Origin of the sequence: Cephaloticoccus primus (assembly GCF_001580015.1) — a bacterium.
Lineage (GTDB): Bacteria > Verrucomicrobiota > Verrucomicrobiia > Opitutales > Opitutaceae > Cephaloticoccus > Cephaloticoccus primus.
Genome location: NZ_LSZQ01000011.1, coordinates 44,329 through 59,978 on the forward strand (window position 1 = coordinate 44,329; position 15,650 = coordinate 59,978).

Annotated in this window: 13 protein-coding genes and 2 tRNA genes; 8 read left to right on the top strand and 7 right to left on the bottom strand. The window is 64.2% G+C overall.

All coding sequences use genetic code 11. The annotated features are described in order from the left end of the window. The first annotated feature begins 117 nt into the window (after positions 1–117). A complete protein-coding gene (locus AXK11_RS00880) occupies positions 118–1,203 on the top strand; it encodes a ribonucleotide-diphosphate reductase subunit beta (protein ID WP_068628388.1) in 1,086 nt (361 codons plus the stop codon). Between the two features lie 48 nt (positions 1,204–1,251). After that, entirely contained in the window at positions 1,252–4,701 is a 3,450-nt protein-coding gene (locus tag AXK11_RS00885) for a ribonucleoside-diphosphate reductase subunit alpha (protein ID WP_068628390.1), read from the top strand. A 346-nt stretch (positions 4,702–5,047) separates the two neighbouring features. Here AXK11_RS00885 and AXK11_RS00890 read toward each other — a convergent pair whose 3' ends face one another. The 4 genes from AXK11_RS00890 to AXK11_RS00905 form a co-directional block, all read right to left on the bottom strand. Further along, a complete protein-coding gene (locus AXK11_RS00890; RefSeq protein ID WP_068628393.1) occupies positions 5,048–5,791 on the bottom strand; it encodes a lipoyl protein ligase domain-containing protein in 744 nt (247 codons plus the stop codon). 107 nt (positions 5,792–5,898) lie between these two features. Continuing rightward, entirely contained in the window at positions 5,899–6,681 is a 783-nt protein-coding gene (locus AXK11_RS00895) for a sensor histidine kinase (protein ID WP_068628395.1), read from the bottom strand. 50 nt (positions 6,682–6,731) lie between these two features. Beyond that, positions 6,732–7,370 (bottom strand): pyridoxamine 5'-phosphate oxidase, encoded by a 639-nt coding sequence (pdxH, locus tag AXK11_RS00900; RefSeq protein WP_068628397.1) that lies wholly within the window; start codon positions 7,368–7,370, stop codon positions 6,732–6,734. Positions 7,371–7,587: 217 nt separating this feature from the next. After that, positions 7,588–7,664 (bottom strand) — tRNA-Asp (locus AXK11_RS00905). 107 nt (positions 7,665–7,771) lie between these two features. Here AXK11_RS00905 and AXK11_RS00910 point away from each other — a divergent pair. Further along, positions 7,772–7,845 (top strand) — tRNA-Arg (locus AXK11_RS00910). 69 nt (positions 7,846–7,914) lie between these two features. Here the strand turns inward: AXK11_RS00910 and AXK11_RS00915 are convergent. Then, complete coding sequence (locus AXK11_RS00915) at positions 7,915–8,709, bottom strand: endonuclease/exonuclease/phosphatase family protein (protein ID WP_068628399.1); 795 nt, start codon at positions 8,707–8,709, stop codon at positions 7,915–7,917. Between the two features lie 263 nt (positions 8,710–8,972). Between AXK11_RS00915 and lpxA the strand changes: the two genes are divergently transcribed. The 3 genes from lpxA (at position 8,973) to AXK11_RS00930 (ending at position 11,613) form a co-directional block, all read left to right on the top strand. Further along, positions 8,973–9,848, top strand: a complete 876-nt coding sequence (gene lpxA, locus AXK11_RS00920; protein WP_197456729.1) for an acyl-ACP--UDP-N-acetylglucosamine O-acyltransferase — start codon at positions 8,973–8,975, stop codon at positions 9,846–9,848. Positions 9,849–10,042: 194 nt separating this feature from the next. After that, positions 10,043–11,077: a PdxA family dehydrogenase gene (locus AXK11_RS00925; protein WP_231865708.1), complete on the top strand. Its 1,035-nt coding sequence runs from the start codon at positions 10,043–10,045 to the stop codon at positions 11,075–11,077. An 89-nt stretch (positions 11,078–11,166) separates the two neighbouring features. Next, entirely contained in the window at positions 11,167–11,613 is a 447-nt protein-coding gene (locus AXK11_RS00930) for a HesB/IscA family protein (protein ID WP_068628406.1), read from the top strand. A 123-nt stretch (positions 11,614–11,736) separates the two neighbouring features. Here the strand turns inward: AXK11_RS00930 and AXK11_RS00935 are convergent, their stop codons facing one another. Together AXK11_RS00935 and AXK11_RS00940 are read right to left on the bottom strand one after the other, a co-directional pair. Further along, positions 11,737–12,678, bottom strand: a complete 942-nt coding sequence (locus AXK11_RS00935; protein ID WP_068628408.1) for a permease — start codon at positions 12,676–12,678, stop codon at positions 11,737–11,739. Positions 12,679–12,767: 89 nt separating this feature from the next. Next, on the bottom strand, positions 12,768–13,154 hold the full coding sequence (locus AXK11_RS00940) for a PadR family transcriptional regulator (RefSeq protein ID WP_197456730.1): 387 nt from the start codon (positions 13,152–13,154) through the stop codon (positions 12,768–12,770). 234 nt (positions 13,155–13,388) lie between these two features. Between AXK11_RS00940 and infC the strand changes: the two genes are divergently transcribed. Together infC and AXK11_RS00950 are read left to right on the top strand one after the other, a co-directional pair. Continuing rightward, on the top strand, positions 13,389–14,135 hold the full coding sequence (infC, locus tag AXK11_RS00945) for a translation initiation factor IF-3 (protein WP_082780720.1): 747 nt from the start codon (positions 13,389–13,391) through the stop codon (positions 14,133–14,135). Further along, positions 14,083–15,255, top strand: coding sequence for an N-acetylmuramoyl-L-alanine amidase family protein (locus tag AXK11_RS00950; protein WP_197456731.1), 1,173 nt, complete (start codon positions 14,083–14,085; stop codon positions 15,253–15,255). Before infC ends, AXK11_RS00950 begins: the two co-directional genes overlap by 53 nt. Positions 15,256–15,650 lie beyond the last annotated feature (395 nt).

Sequence of the window (15,650 nt, forward strand, 5' to 3'; positions counted from 1 at the left end):
CCTCCCGTCCCTCCTTCCCTCCCATCGCACCTCGCACTTCGCCGCGCGCCCGTTCGCTCGCTCTTCCGCCCACTCACTCACTCTCCCTTTCACCGCGCAGATCCACGTCCCACACCCATGCAGAAAGTGTTTCAAATCGGCCCCCGCTCCTTTGCCCTGGACCAGGCCAAGGCAGAGCAAGTGTTTGCGGGGAAACGGGTCATCAACGGCTACGAGACGATGACCTTCAACCTCCTGCCGCTCAAGTACCAGTGGGCCTACGAGCTGTATCGCGCGATGAAGGCCAACCACTGGGATGCCGAGGAGCTCTCGATGGCGCGCGATGTGGCGCACTGGCGCGACGTGCGCGTGGTGAGCGATGCCGAGCGCGACATCATCCGGCTGGCGATTGGCTACTTCTCTGCAGCGGAGGCGATGGACGGCTACGCGGTGCGCTACGCGACGCGCGAGCTGGTCACCGCGCCGGAGCTCAAGCTCGTCCTCGGTCGCCATACGCACGAGGAAAACGTGCACACCGACTCGCTCGTGCACATGATCGGCGGCCTGGGGCTCAACCCGCACGAGTGCGAGGCGCGCTTCCGGGAGGCCTGCGAGCGCGGCCGCCCCGCCGAGCTCTCCGAGCGTATTTCGCCCGAGTTTAACCGCGCCCTCGACCTCACCCGCCTTGAGAACAAGCAGCTTTTTGCCAGGACGATCTTCCTCTTCGGCCAATGCCTGGAGGGCACAAGGTTTTGCGGTCTCCACGCGCTCGTTCTCTCGCTCCACGCCCAGGGCAAGTTCCCGACCATCGGCCAGATTTTCCGCAATACGCGGCGCGATGAAGCCCAGCACATCGAGTTCTTCCGCAACCTGTTTTTGGAGCTGATCAAGGAAAACGGCGAGCTGTGGACGGAGCCTTTCAAGGCCGAGCTGCGCGAGTTGATGCGCGAGGCCATCGAGCAGGAAAAGACCTTCGTCACTGTGGGGCTGGGAGCCGAGATGGTGGCCGCCGCGGGCCTCGGCCTCGACGAGCTGCTGGCCTACCTCGACTACGTGGGCGACCGCCGGCTCGAAGGCTGCAACCTGGCTCCGCTCTCCGCCACTGCCGCGAAAAATCCGCTGCCCTGGCTCGACGAACTCATCGGCCTGGGCTCCGCCGGGGCCCAACCCCACGAATACCAGAAAACCGCGTCGCTGCACCAATCCAGCGACGACGATCTCTAACCTTTTACCTCCAGAAAACCGCAGCCCCACCGCTCACACTCCGTTCCCATGACACCCTCCGCTCTCGAATACGATCTCGCCCTCAAGAAAACCGTCCACACGCCCGTCGAGCAAAAGCCGCACTACCCGTGGCGCGAGGCGTTGGAGGGCGAAGCGGCGGCCGAGCTCTTGCCGCCGCCGCCAGTGACGCTGCTTTGCCCGCATGGCGAGGAGCCTTTTGCAATGGAGGAAGTGGCCGACACGCTCGGCAAGGCCCTCACCAACGTCCGGCTCGCCCAAGGGCAGAAGGACATTTTCAACGACGAATCGCGCGCGTGGGTGCGCCGCATTTGCCGCGAGCTCTCGGAAAACCTCGCTACGCTCGCCCGCGAGCGCGGCCCGCTAAAACTCACGCTGGCCGAGCTCTACGAGCTGATCGAGAAAACCCTCGTCGACAACAACGAGTACTTCGTCGCCAAGAGCCTGCTGCTCAACCGCTCGCGCAAGCTCTCGCTGATCGACCGCCCCGCCAGCAGTCCGGCACTGGCGCACACGCAACTACGCGTCATCCGCCGCAATAACCAGGTCGTCCCGTGGAGCCCGCAGAAGGTCGAGATCGCGCTGCGCAAGACCTTCCTCTCGCTCGAGAGCGACTCGGCGCCCGCAGCCGAGATCACCCGCGCCGTCACCGAGCGCGTCAAGGCCTCGGCTCAGGCGCTCGTCCACATCGAGGAAATTCAAGACCTCGTGGAAGAGGAGCTCATGAAGTCCGGCCACTACAAGGCGGCCAAGGCTTACATCCAGTTCCGCGAGCGCGCCGCTGCACTGCGCGCCGCCGCCGCGGCCGGCCAGAGCGAGGACGGCGGGGCAGGGGCGGATTCGCTGGGCGTTTCCGGGCTCGGCACCGCTGCCGCCGAGGGCGCGAGCACCGACGAGACGGGCGTCCCCACCACGATCCCCGCCGGACAGGAAACGCTCGTGATGGTCAAGAAGCCCGACGGCACGAACGTCTTCTGGGACGGAGCGGATCTTAAAAAGCGGATCGAGTTTGCCAGCCTGGGGCTCGACCTCTGCCTCGGTGCCGAGGAGATCGAGGCCGAGCTGCGACGCGCCGTCTACGACCAGATCACGCAAAAAGACCTCGATGCGACCATCATCCTGAACTCGAAGACGCTGATCGAGCAGGACGCCGATTTCGCGAAGTTCGCGGGCCGCATCCAGCTCAGCTACCTTTACGAAGAAGTCCTGGGCTGGGACATCCTGCGCGACGGCATCGGCGCGCTGAAGACTGCGCACCAGCGCGCGTTCAAGAAGTACCTGGAGCACGGCGTCGCCATCAAGCGGCTCAACCCGCGGCTGCTCGACTACGACCTCTCGAAGCTCGCCGCCGTGCTCGATCCGAGCGCCGACCTGGAGTTCGATTTCCTGGGCATCCAGACGCTCTACGACCGCTACCTGATCATCGACAAGACGAGCTCGCCCGCGCGCCGCCTGGAGACCCCGCAGTTCTTCTGGATGCGCGTGGCGATGGGCCTCATGCTCGACGAGCCTGCGGGCACCCGCGAGGACAAGGTCACCGCCCTGTACGCGCTCTACAAAGGCCGCCGCTTTTGCAGCTCCACGCCCACGCTCTTCAACTCCGGCACGCTGCACTCCCAGCTCAGCTCCTGCTACCTCTATTACGTCGATGACTCGATTGAGGGCATCATGCTGCGCGGCATTGCCGAAAACGCCTTCCTCTCCAAGTGGGCGGGCGGCCTCGGCGGCTCATGGACGGCGGTGCGCGGCACCGGTGCCTACATCGGCGGCACCAACGGCGAGTCCCAGGGCGTCATCCCCTTCCTCAAACTGCACAACGACCAGCTCGTGGCCGTAAACCAGGGCGGCAAACGCAAGGGCTCCGGCTGCGCCTACATCGAGTCCTGGCACAACGACGTGTTTGAGTTTCTCGAGCTGCGCAAGAACACCGGTGACGACCGGCGGCGCACGCACGACATGAACACCGCCAACTGGATCCCCGACTTGTTCATGAAGCGCATGGAAGCGCGCGAATCGTGGACCCTGTTTCGCTCCAACGAGGTGCCCGACCTGCACGAGCTCTACGGCAAGAAATTCGAGGAAGCCTACCTGCACTACGAGCAGCTCGCCGAAGCGGGGGAGATCTACGGCCAGAAAATCCAGGCCATCGACCTGTGGAAGCGCATGCTCTCCATGCTCTTCGAGACCGGCCACCCGTGGATCACCTTTAAAGACCCCTGCAACCTGCGCTCGCCGCAAGACCACGTCGGCGTCGTCCACTCCTCGAACCTGTGCACCGAGATCACGCTCAACACCAGCAACGACGAGACCGCCGTCTGCAACCTCGGCTCGGTCATCCTCGAAAACCACCTGCTGCCCGACGGCTCGCTCGACCATGCCAAACTGCGCGAGACGATCCGCATCGCCATCCGCGCGCTGGACAACGTCATCGACATCAACTTCTACCCGACCGAGGCCGCCGCCCGCTCCAACCAGCGGCACCGCCCCATCGGCATGGGCGTCATGGGCCTGGCCAATGCGCTTTACCTGAAGGGCGTTGCCTTCGCCTCGGAGGCGGCGGTCGAGTTTAACGACGAAGCGATGGAGGCGATTGCCTATTACGCTTACGAAGCCTCCAGCGACCTTGCCGCCGAGCGCGGCACCTACTCCAGCTACAAAGGCTCCAAGTGGGATCGCGGCCTCCTGCCGCAAGACACGCTCGACCTCCTCGAGCGCGAGCGCGGCCTGCAAATCAAGGTCCCGCGCGGCGGCCTCATGGACTGGGAGCCGCTGCGCGCAAAAATCGCCAGGCAAGGCATGCGCAACAGTAACGTGCTGGCGATCGCACCCACGGCCACGATCTCGAACATCACCGCGACCTCGCCCTGCATCGAGCCCACCTACAAAAACCTCTTCGTTAAGAGTAACCTCTCTGGCGAATTCATCGTGCTGAACCCCTTCCTCGTGCGCGACCTCAAGGCGCGCGGACTGTGGAACCGCCAGATGATCGACCACCTGAAGTACTACGACGGCGAGCTCGGCGACATTCCCGGCCTGCCCGCCGACCTTAAGGAAAAATACCGCACTGCCTTTGACATCGAGTACCGCTGGATCATCGAGGCCGCCGCGCGCCGCCAAAAGTGGATCGACCAATCGCAGTCGGTAAACCTGTGGATCAAGACGCCCGACCTGAAGACGCTCAGCCACATGTACCGACACGCCTGGCACACCGGCCTGAAGACCACCTACTACCTGCGCAGCGCGGCCGCCTCGACTATCGAGAAAGCGACCGTCTCGGTGAAAAAAGAAGTGCGCGGCGCCGTGGCGGGTGGAGCCGGAGAGGCAGGCGGGGTGGGAGTGGCGGGCGGGGCTGCGGCCACGCTCGGTACGGCCGCCGCACTGGCGGCGCCCGTGCCCACGCGCACCTACACCGAAGCCGAAAAACGCGCCTGCTCCATCGAGGCCATGCGCAACGGCGAGGAATGCGAAGCCTGCCAATAGGGCCAACCGGAGAAGTGGCCCGCGCCGCCAGCGGGGTCGGTGACCACTTCCATTTAATTTGCGATTTTGTCCGTGCGCTGCGCGCCCGAACAAAATCGCAAATTTAACGGGGCATCCCCCTGTCGCTTCGCGACAGGGAGTGGGGCATCAAACGCGGATGAAGCGAAAACCCATTGGGACGCGGCGAAAAAGTTGACGGGTTAAACTCCCACCTGACCGGAGGTCAGACTCATTCAACTGTGCGGTTTGTTGCTGTGCGGAACGCACGGCACGCAAACCGCACAGTAAATGGCCGTGGCGACCCGCCACCGCTCCACGCGCAGTGGAGAGGGGGGGGCATCAATCCTCAGCGGTAGGCGAGCCACTCGGGTGAGGCGTATTGCTCCATGAGGCCTTCGACTGCTGCGTCGGGAAAGTCGGGCCAGCCCACTGCTTCGGTTTCGACAGCTAGGGCGGTGGAGAGCGCCGCTGCAAAATCGGCGTAAAACTGTTCCCAGTCGGTTGCTTCGCCTCCGGCTGCGGCGCGGCTTACGGAGCCCTGGAAGAGGAGTCCGCGCTTCGTGCGTTTTTGGGCGGCGCCGGCCATTTTTTCACCCGTGTCGGCTCGGATGACGTCGAAGCACTCTGCGCGCTGGAAACACACGTCTGCCGGTCGGGGCTTTTTCATGTGGGTTGCGGCGTCGCAGTCGGTGGCGGCTTCCCTGAGCTTTACGACGGCGGGCAAGCCTTGCTGCGCGAGTGCCGCCGCGAGCGCGTTGTGGACGAGTTGGTAGCTCTGCGAAGCGGGCCGCGCCTCAAGCTCGTGCCCGCGCGGGATCACCAGTGCGTAGGTCCAGTCGTTGCGGTGATCGACGACTCCGCCGCCTGTCGCGCGGCGCATCAGCTCGAAGGGCTCTTCGATGCCCAGTGCAGTGAGTTGCTCGCGGACGAGTGCCAGCTTTTGCCCATAACCAAAAGTTATGGCGGGCTGGCTCCAGTCGTAGTGTCGCAGCCGGACGGCTTCTTCAGGGTAGTGCTGAAGCAGGAGAAAGTCGGTCGCCATATTTTCGGCGGCGCTGCCGCAGCGCTCGGTGAGCAGGTGGAGCTTCATGGCGAATCGCGGGGCGTGGTGGAGTGGGGGGGCGTGGACTCGATTGGCGGTGGGGACTTTTCGGTTGTCGTGGGCGCGCCTCTTTTGGGGTTGCGCGGTTTTGCGGCCTATTGGGCGTGGCTCCCTCCGCCAAGCTCCGCAGCAGGGAGGATGATCTCAAAGATCGCGCCTGCATTTTCCCCGTTACGCGCAGTGACTGTGCCGCCACTGCGTGTTACGATGCCGTGCACGACGGAAAGTCCCAGGCCCACGCCTTTGCCTGTCGGTTTGGTGCTGAAGAAGGGCTCGAAAATCTTGCCGCGCGCAGCCTCATCAATTCCCGCGCCGTTGTCGGCGATGCTGAGGGCGACTGTGCGCTCCGGGCGGCGCAGCTCGGTTCGCACGATCACCGTTGCGTCGGGAGCCCCGGCTACGGCGTCGCGCGCATTGGTGCAGAGGTGGTGCAGCACTTGTTTAAACTGCTCGGGGTCAGTCTGCACCTGGCAGGGCGCCTCGGTGGTTTCCACGCGCAGTGCCGCTGCGCTGGGGGCGAGCACTTCGATCAGGTGCTCGTGCTGCGCGCGGACGATCTCGTTGAGATCGACGACTCGGGGCTGAAACGCTTGCCGCCCGCCAAAGGAGAGCAGCAGTCGGGAGAGCTCGATGGCTTTTTTGCCCGCCTTGTGAATCTCGGCGACCTGGTCGGCGATGTCGGGCTGGCCCGCGAGCTCCGGGGCGAGCATCTCGCAGTAGCCGTTGATGACCGAGAGCAGGTTGTTGTAATCGTGCGCGGCACTGCCTGCGAGCCGCGCCACGGCGTCGAGTCGGTCAGCCTGGGCTTGGGCGCGCTCGGCTTCGAGCAGGCGCAGTGCTTCGGCGAGGCTGGTCGGCGTATGAGGCGTCGATGTCATGGCGTTTTAATATGGCGGTGAGTTTTTGAGGAAGGCTGGCGCGTCTGAACTCAGGGCGAGAGCCGCTCGACTAGCCAAGCCCTGTTTTCGGCGCGGCGGTAGCGCAGCCGGTCGTGCAGGCGGCTGGGGCGGCCTTGCCAGAACTCGACTGTTTCGGGGGTGAGCCGGTACCCACCCCAGTACGGCGGCAGCGGCACGGGCCGCCCCGCGTACTGGGCTTCCAGTGCGCGGAAGCGCTCCTCAAGCGTTTCCCTGCTGGGGATGGGGCTGCTCTGATGCGAGGCCCATGCGCCAAGCTGGCTCGCGTGCGGGCGGCTCTGGAAATACGCGAGCGCCTCCTCGCGGGAGACCGGGGCGACGGCCCCGCTGATGATGATTTGCCGCTCCATCGGCAGCCACGCGAAGAGCAGCGTAGCCTGCGGGTTCTCGGCGAGCTCGCGCCCCTTTTGGCTCTCGAAATTCGTGTAAAAAACAAAGCCGCGCGCATCGACGTTTTTGAGCAACACGATCCGCGCCGAGGGGCGGCCCGTGCGCGACGCCGTGGCCAGGGTCATCGCGTTGGGCTCAAGGATTTGGGCGGCTTGCGCCTCTCCAAACCACTTGTCGAACTGGCGGAACGGGTCCTCCGCCAAGTCCGCCTCATGTAGCCCGGCTAGGCTGTATTCCTGTCTGAGATTGGCCAACGACATAGGCCGCCATGAGAAGGGCTGACCCGACCCACAGGCAAACCCCAAGAAGGTCGCGAAATGAAGTAGGACACGGGGAGTTCCCTGCTGGCGGTTGTGGTACTTGGGGAGGGCGCGCTCAGCTCCGCGCTTTGGCGAGCGCCCGTCTCCCGAGCGCCCATCTCCTGAGCGCCTGAACGCAAAAACCTCCGCCGGAAAGCGAGCGGAGGTTTTTGAAAACTGGCGGGATGGACGGGACTCGAACCCGCGGCCTTCTGCGTGACAGGCAGACGCTCTAACCAACTGAGCTACCACCCCAGAAAAGGGGAAAGGAGGCGGACGCTAGGAGCCGCCCTTCCGGCGTCAAGCGCGCTTTTTCCTTGTGGGGAAAACCATGCGGCATAGGCCCATCTGGGCACTGTTTTGCGGCGGTAGCTCAGTCGGATAGAGCAACGGTTTTCTAAACCGTCGGTCGTGGGTTCGAGTCCCACCCGCCGTAACAGAAAAGGTAGGGGAAAGCGGTTGGCAGTGCGCGTTTGCTTGGAGCATTTGTGCTGTCGATGTTGTCTCACTGATGAGCTCTTTCTTGGCGAGAAGTGAGCTCCAGTATGGCGATGACGGGGTGGTGGTCGGAGGCGTTGTGGGGGAGGAGGCGGTGGTCTTTTACGATCCAGTGGTGGCGTTTGTCGGTGAAGATGATGTCGAGGCGGGTGCTGGGCTGATCAACGGGCCAGGTGTGCTGGGGATTGCCGAATGCGACGCCGGTGTCTTGCAGGGCGTGAGCGAGCGCGTGGTAGGGCGCTTCGCCAGTCTCGAAGTTGAAGTCGCCCGCGAGGATGAAGGGGTGCGGTGCGGCCTCGGCCAGGCGGATGATTTCCTGCACTTGGGCGAGGCGGTTGGCTTCGTGTTGGTGGCAGAGGTGGGTGCCGGCAAAGGTAAGCGTACGGCTGGCGGTGCGGTCGCCGGTGAGTGCGAGCTCGACCTGGAGGAGGGCGCGCGGCTCGCCCCCTGAGGGTGCGGCGAGCGGGTGGTTGGTCGCGCGCACTGCGGGGGTGCGGGTGAGGATGGCTTCGCCGTAGTCGCCGCCGTGCTGCTCCATCGCGCGGCCGAAGTAGCCGTGCATGCCGGTCATCCGCGCGAGCTCTTGGGTAAGGTCTTGAGAAACGCCGCCGTAGAGTTTGGCACTGCGCCGGGTGTGGCGGTCGACTTCCTGGAGGGCGACGAGGTCGGGTTTTTCGGCGGCTATGATTTCTGCGATTTCATCGAGGTTGGGCTTCCCCGGGCTGTAGAATTTTTCGCCGTGGTAGATGTTGTAGGTGAGGACTTTTAGGGGCGTGGCTGTGGCAGTGTGTGGTGTGTTCATTTGGGGGCGGTTGTCCGACTGGTTCATTTTGGCGAGTCGCTCGCTGGCGCGGTCTTCGACCGTTGCATCGGGTGGGGGCTCGGTGGGGCGCGCACTCTCCGGGGAGTTTACTTGATGGCGAGGCGCTGCCTCGCCGTCGGTAAATGCGCTCGGGGTAAAGAACGTTGGTTTTTGTTGATGCCCGGTAGCCAGAGCTTGTTTGCTGACCGGCGTTCCGAGTGGTCTGTAACACAAGAGTACTGCGCAGCGGCCCGACCTGCTAGTTGGTTAACATACTTATTATGGCGACGACGATTCATCCGACGGCGATTGTGGAGGCGGGCGCGCAGCTCGGCAGCGGTTGCGAGATCATGGCGTATGCGGTGGTGCGGCGGCATTGCGTGTTGGGCGAGCGGGTGGTGGTGCATCCATTTGCGGTGTTGGGGGGCGACCCGCAGCACCTGGACTTTGATCCGGCGGTGGCCTCGCGCGTGGAGATCGGCAGCGGGACGGTGATTCGCGAGCATGTGACGGTGAACCGCGCTACGGGCGAGGGCGCGGCGACGCGGATCGGGGCGGGGTGCTTCCTGATGGCGACCAGCCATGTGGCGCACGACTGCGTGCTGGGCGAGCGGGTGGTGCTGGCAAACGCGGCGTTGCTCGCGGGGCACGTGAGCGTGGGGGCGCACAGTTTCTTGGGCGGCGGTGCGGCGGTGCACCAGTTTTGCCGGATCGGCGAGAGCGTGATGGTGGCCGGGCACGCCTCGATCACGCGCGATGTGCCGCACTACTTGATGGTGGCGGAGCGGGACGAGGCGATCGCGCTCAACACGGTGGGCCTGCGGCGGCGCGGCGTATCGCGCGCGGCGATTGCAGAGCTGAAGCGGGCGTTTGAGGCGGTGTTTTTTACGGCGGGGAATATCCGCGAAGTGGCCGCGCGGCTGCGCGGCGCGGTATACGGTGCGGCGAATGAGGAGAAAGGGGATGAGGCGTCGCGCGCCGTGGATGGAGTGCCCATCGCGGCACTCGTCGGCATGAGCGGATTTGCGACGCCGGAAGCGCGGGCGTTTCTGGAGTTTTTTGCGTCGGGCCAGCGCGGCTTTGTGCGTGCGCGGCGGCAGGGGCGTGCGTCGCAGCGGGAGCAGGAGGAAGAGCTGTGAGCCGCGGGGCGCGTGCGGAGGCGCAGGCTTCCCTTTCTGGTACGGGCTCGGCGGCCCGCGCCGCCGAGGCGCGAGCGGGCCGCCCTTTCTTGGGTGCGGGTTTATCGGGCCGCGATTCGTCAGGCACGCAGGTTGACGAGGGTACGGCAGTTCGCTTGTCTGGCGCGGCCCCTGCTCCACGTTCATCGGCTCGCGTGGCGCTGACCTGTGGAGATCCGGCAGGCTTGGGGCCGGAGTTGATTGCAGCGGTGTTGCATGGTGAAAACAGCCGCGCACTCGGTGACCTTGTGGTGATCGGCCCCGAGTCCTGGCTGCGCGAGCTGCCGGCGGGCGTGGAAAAAATCGCGGTGGGCGCGGCGGACTTTGTGGCGACGGCGGGCGCGCCGGATGAGGCGGGCGCGCGGGTCGCGCTGGCGGCGATGGAGCGCGCGGCGGCGGGTTGCGTGGAGGGGCGCTGGGCGGGCGTGGTGACGGGGCCGGTGAGCAAAGCGCAGCTCGCCAAGGTGGGCTACACGTTTCCCGGGCAGACGGAGTTTTTTGCGGCGCGCTGGGGCGGGGAGCCGGTGATGGGCTTCGTGGGCGAGCGGCTGCGGGTGGTGCTGGCGACCTGGCACGTGCCGCTAAGCGAGGTGCCGAATAAGCTGAGCCCACAATCGCTTGAGCGCGCGGTCGCTGCGGCGGCTTCGCTGGCTGTTGGTGCGAGAGGGAAGCTGCAGACTCCTCCTTCTGGCGCGGGCTCGTTGGCCCGCGTCGGCTTAGCGCCCATGGCCGAAGGCCCTGCATCTCATGTCGCCGGTGCGACACATACGCTGGCGCGGATTGCGGTTTGCGGGCTGAACCCGCACGCGGGCGAGGGCGGGCTGCTGGGCGCGGAGGAGCGCGATTTGCTGAACCCGACTCTGGCGCGTTTGGGCGCGCGCTTCCCGGGGCTGGTGCCCGAGTGCCTGCCGGGCGACACGGTGTTTGCGCGCGCCTTGCGCGGCGAGTTCGACGCGGTGGTGGCGCTCTACCACGACCAAGGGCTGGCCCCGCTGAAGGCGGTGGACTTCGACACGGCGGTCAATGTGACACTGGGGCTGCCCTTCGTGCGGACGAGCCCCGACCACGGGACGGCCTTTGGCCTCGCGGGCAAGGGGCGGGAGGGGCGGACGGGAGGGGCGTCGCCGCGCAGCACGGCCAATGCGCTGGCACTCGCGCGGGACTTGATTCGCGAGCGAAACCGCACTTAGTCGCCGCCCTCCCGCTCCTCCCTCTGTCCCTGCTCCTGCTGCGCCTTGCGCCTCCTTCCCGTCTACCTTTTTCCCAAAAAGAAATTTCGATGACTGCTGCTGCCGCCGCGACTCTTGCTTCTCCCGCCCCTCCCGCCTCGGTGCCTGCGGCTGCCGCCGTGACGGCAGCGGCCCCGCACGCCCCGCCGGTCGTGCCTCGCGAGGGGACTGAGCAGCTCGTGCGGCTGACCGCAGAGGCGGGGGAAAAGGTGCGCGCCTTGATCGCCCGCGAGGGCAAGGGCGAGTTTCTGCGAATCGCGATCAGCGGTGGCGGCTGCAACGGGCTGAGCTATAAGCTGCGCTTCGTGCCGGAGCCGCGGTCGGGCGACATCCTCGTGCGCAGCGCGGGCGTGGCGGTGCTGGTTGATAGCAAGACCGCGCTCTACCTGCGCGGCACACTGCTCGACTATTCGTCGAAGCTGATCGCGGGCGGCTTTCGCTTTACCAACCCAAATGCCAAGGCGAGCTGCTCTTGCGGCGAGAGCTTTAGTGTCTGAACGCGCGTATTTACGATTTGGCGGCGGTCTTGTGTATCCGGGGGGCGCGCGGAAGCTTGTATCAGTTGCTCAGCGCATGTGATCTCTCTGCATTCTGCCCCCTTTTATTGTAATATGATTTTATCAAAAAAACAGGTGGGTGGCGTATCCTGCAATCATTGCCATGGCAATAATGACGATCACAAACGCCGCCAGAAGCCTCAGTGTAAATAAAGAGCGCAGCAGGATGAGCTCAGTCAGGCTGGCACCCGCACTGCCAATAATCAGGGCCAATACTGCTCCGGCGCCTACTCCTTTGCCAAGCAAGGCGGCCGCCAGCGGGATGGTGGCTTCGGCACGAATATAGAGTGGTATGCCGATGATTGCGGCGACTGGAATGGCAAAGGGATTATCTGGCCCGGCATAGTGTTCCAGTAATTCTGTGGGCATGAACCCATAGATAGCACTGCCAATTGCAACGCCGGTGAGTAAATACGGTAATACACCTAAAAAATCCGACCAGGCTTCACGCCATAAACCTTTGTACCTGCCAATTTTTATAGGTGCGGCGCAGGAGGGTTGCTCGCTACAGCAATTGTCGGATACAGGCTCTGCGCTGTCAGAGTCGCAGCAAGTGGTGGGTCCGCGAGATTCCTGCCGCACATAACGCTCGAAGCCAAGCACATGCAATAGCCAGCCTGAACACAGAGAAACCCCCAAGGCCGCAACTACATAAACTGCCGTGAGGCGGAGGCCGAATGTGGCTCCCATCAGCACAACGATGATTGGGTTGAGTAATGGGGATGTAAATAGAAACACCATCATGGGCCCAAACCCCGCCCGGGCACGGATCAGCCCCTTTAACATGGGAATGGTGGAACAACTGCAAAACGGTGTCATTGCTCCCAGGCCAGCAGCCAGAAAATAGCCCCTGCTGCGATTGGAGCTTAATAGCTTCTCCACTCTGGATGGGGGAATGTGGCGTTGGAGCATACCGACCAGCAAGCTGATGCCGATAAACAGCACTGACAGCTCACCCGCGAGAAAGGCAAACATGCCCAAGGTATCTTGTAGTTGGGGCGTCATTATAAAGTCCTGCTTCTTTTTTGGGGGGAGGAGATGAGGAGGGAGAACTGGCGACTTCGTATATATTAATCTGGAATGGGACGGATGCGCTAGCGGGGCGCGGGCTCTTGCTTTTGTCGGACAATATGCTCGGCCACTTCCAGCCAGGCCTCTACTGCCACATCGAAGGCCTTGTGCCCCTTGTCCGTCAGTGAATAAACCTTACGCCCCCGGCCTGCCACTGTTTCGGTATGTGCGGTTACATAGCCTCCCTGCTCAAATTCGCGCAGTGCCGGATAGAGGGAGCCCTCGGTGGGGGCGCAGCAGCCTTGGGTGGCGCTTTCCACTTCGCGTGCGATTTCGTAGCCGTGCATGGGGCGTTTCTGCAGCATGCCCAAGATGAAGAATTTGGATAAACTCATCTTGATGATCCCGCTCCAGTACAGGCGGTCGGTGTAGTCGACCGATGCCCGCCCTGCGGGTTTGGTGGAAGCCATTGGTTGAGTCATTGGGGTGGTGCTATGCATCTTCCATCGATGCGTCAAGCGGCGCATGACGCCTCCTCTTTCGGCCAAGCCCTGACTTGCGCTGCTGTCCGGCTCTTCCGGAGTGTCGCTGCCGCCAGTAAAATTTCCGCGCGCGGGTGGCGTTATAGGATTGTCTTCGCGGCGCGGACTCGCGAGAACCGCGCCCCGACTCCAAGTCTTTCTTAAGTCGTCCGTATCTACTAAATGGCCAATTCGTTTCCCTCTGGCGGAGGTAACCGCCCCGGTGGTTACAACCGGAGAAACTCAAACAGGAGCCCCTTTGCGGGGATCCGCCGCAACAATCGCATCCGCGTCCCCGAGGTTCGCGTGATTTCGCCCGAGGGCAAGCAGCTCGGAGTTTTGCCGACTGCGACGGCGATCAGCCTCGCGCTGGAAGTCGGCCTGGAGCTCGTCGAGGTCGCCCCCACGGCGCGCCCGCCAGTGTGCCGGATCATGGACTTCGGCAAGTACGTCTACGAGGAGTCGAAGAAGAGCTCCCACGCGAAGGTGACGGCCAGCAAGATCAAGGAAATCGAACTGACGCCGCGCATCGAGCAGCACGACTTCGAGACAAAACTGCGGCATGCCGAGGAGTTTCTCTCGCACGGCAGCAAGGTGAAGCTGCGCCTCAAATTCCGCGGCCGCGAGATGGCGCGCACGGAGCTGGGTTTTGGTGTGATCCGCCGCGCGCTGACCGAGCTGGAGGGCATGGGCCATCCGGACTCGGAGCCGCGCCTGATCGGCCGCAACATCAATATGATGATCACCCCGCTGCCCGAAAATAAGCGCAAGCCGAAGTACTACCACCCGCATCATCACGACGATGCTGCGGAGCCGGACGACTCCGCGGCGGCGCATCACGAGAAGAAGTCCGAGGCTGGCCCGCCCGCCGCTGGTGGTGCCTCCGCTGCCGGAGAAGGTGCTGCGCCCGGGGCCGGCGGCGATGCTTGAGCGTCGCGTCGGATTTTGCGCGCTGATCCTGGTCGCGCTCGGGCTTGCGAGCCCCGGCGCGTTTGCGGTGAGTACGCTCCAGTCGGAGCGAGTGGTGGGCGCGGCGACTTCGGCTGCGACGGTGGGGATCGACTACGTCCGCTCCGAAGAGTTTGGCGCGAAATTTGGCCTCAAGGCGCAGCGCTCGCCCGACGGCAAAAAGCTGACGCTCCAGAGCCCTTGGACGACGATTATCCTGGAACGCGGCAGCCGCGAAATCGCGCACAACACGCTGCGGGTGTTTCTCGGCGAAGCGGTGCGCGAGCAGCGCGGGCACTTCCTGCTCTCCAGGATTGATGCGGAGAAAACCTTGGTGCCCTTGCTCGTACCGGGCCACGGGCTGGGCGCGGGGAAGGGCGCGACTGCGCCGCAGCGCGAGACGGTGCCCAAGCTCAAAACAATCGTGATTGATCCCGGGCACGGCGGCGCCGATCCGGGCAAGGTGAATGCCAGGCTCGGCGTTAACGAGAAGACGATGACGCTCGATACGGCCAAGCGGCTCCAGAGCCTGCTCGAAGTGCGCGGCTACCGCGTGCTCCTCACACGCACTGCCGACGTCGCGCTCGACAAGGACAAGAACACCGACCTGCGCGCTCGCGCACACTTCGCAAACTCGGCGCAGGCCGATCTCTTTATCAGCCTGCACTACAATGCGGTCGGCGGCAGCGAGGCCACGCTCCAGCGCGTGCGCGGGGCAGAGGTTTATACGCTCACGCCGCAGTACCAGCATTCGAGCTCAGACCACGAACGGCAGGATAGCAAAGCGGCGGCGATTGCCCTGCCGGGAAACGCACACGACCACTGGAGCATGGTCATTGCACACGAGGTGCACCGCGCCCTGGTGCACAATGTGGGCTTCGTGGATCGCGGGCTGAAGCGGGCGCGCTTCGCGGTGCTGCGCGAGGTCGATTGCCCCGCGCTCTTGGTCGAGGCGGGCTTTTTATCTCACGACGAGGAGGCGCGAAAAATCGCGACGCCCGAGTACCGGCAGCAAATCGCCGAAGCACTCGCGACCGGGATCGTGCTGTACGACGCCGCGCTCGAAGCCGCCCGCCGCCGCAGGCCTCGACTGGCTCATTAAACGACGCACCAACGAGTGCGCCGCCAAATAAAAGAGCCCGCGGCTCCCACTGCGCGTGGGGCGGGAGGGCGGCCCTACGCGGGCGGCGGCAGGCGGTGCCTGCACCCATTTACTGTGCGGCTTGCTGTCGGGCGGAACGCCCGACGAACAAGCCGCACAGTAGGGAAATGCCCGACCTCCGGTCGGGCGTGAGATTTATCAGTGATTTTTTTACTCCGCCCCAATGGGTTTCCGTTTCATTCGCATTTTGGGCGTCTCTCCTGTCGCAACGCGACAGGAGGCTGGTCCTTCAATTTGCGATTTTGTTCGTGTGCAAAGCGCACGAACAAAATCGCAAATTGAATGGAAGTGGCGACCCGCCACCGCCCCACGCGCAGTGGGAACTTCTGGAAAAC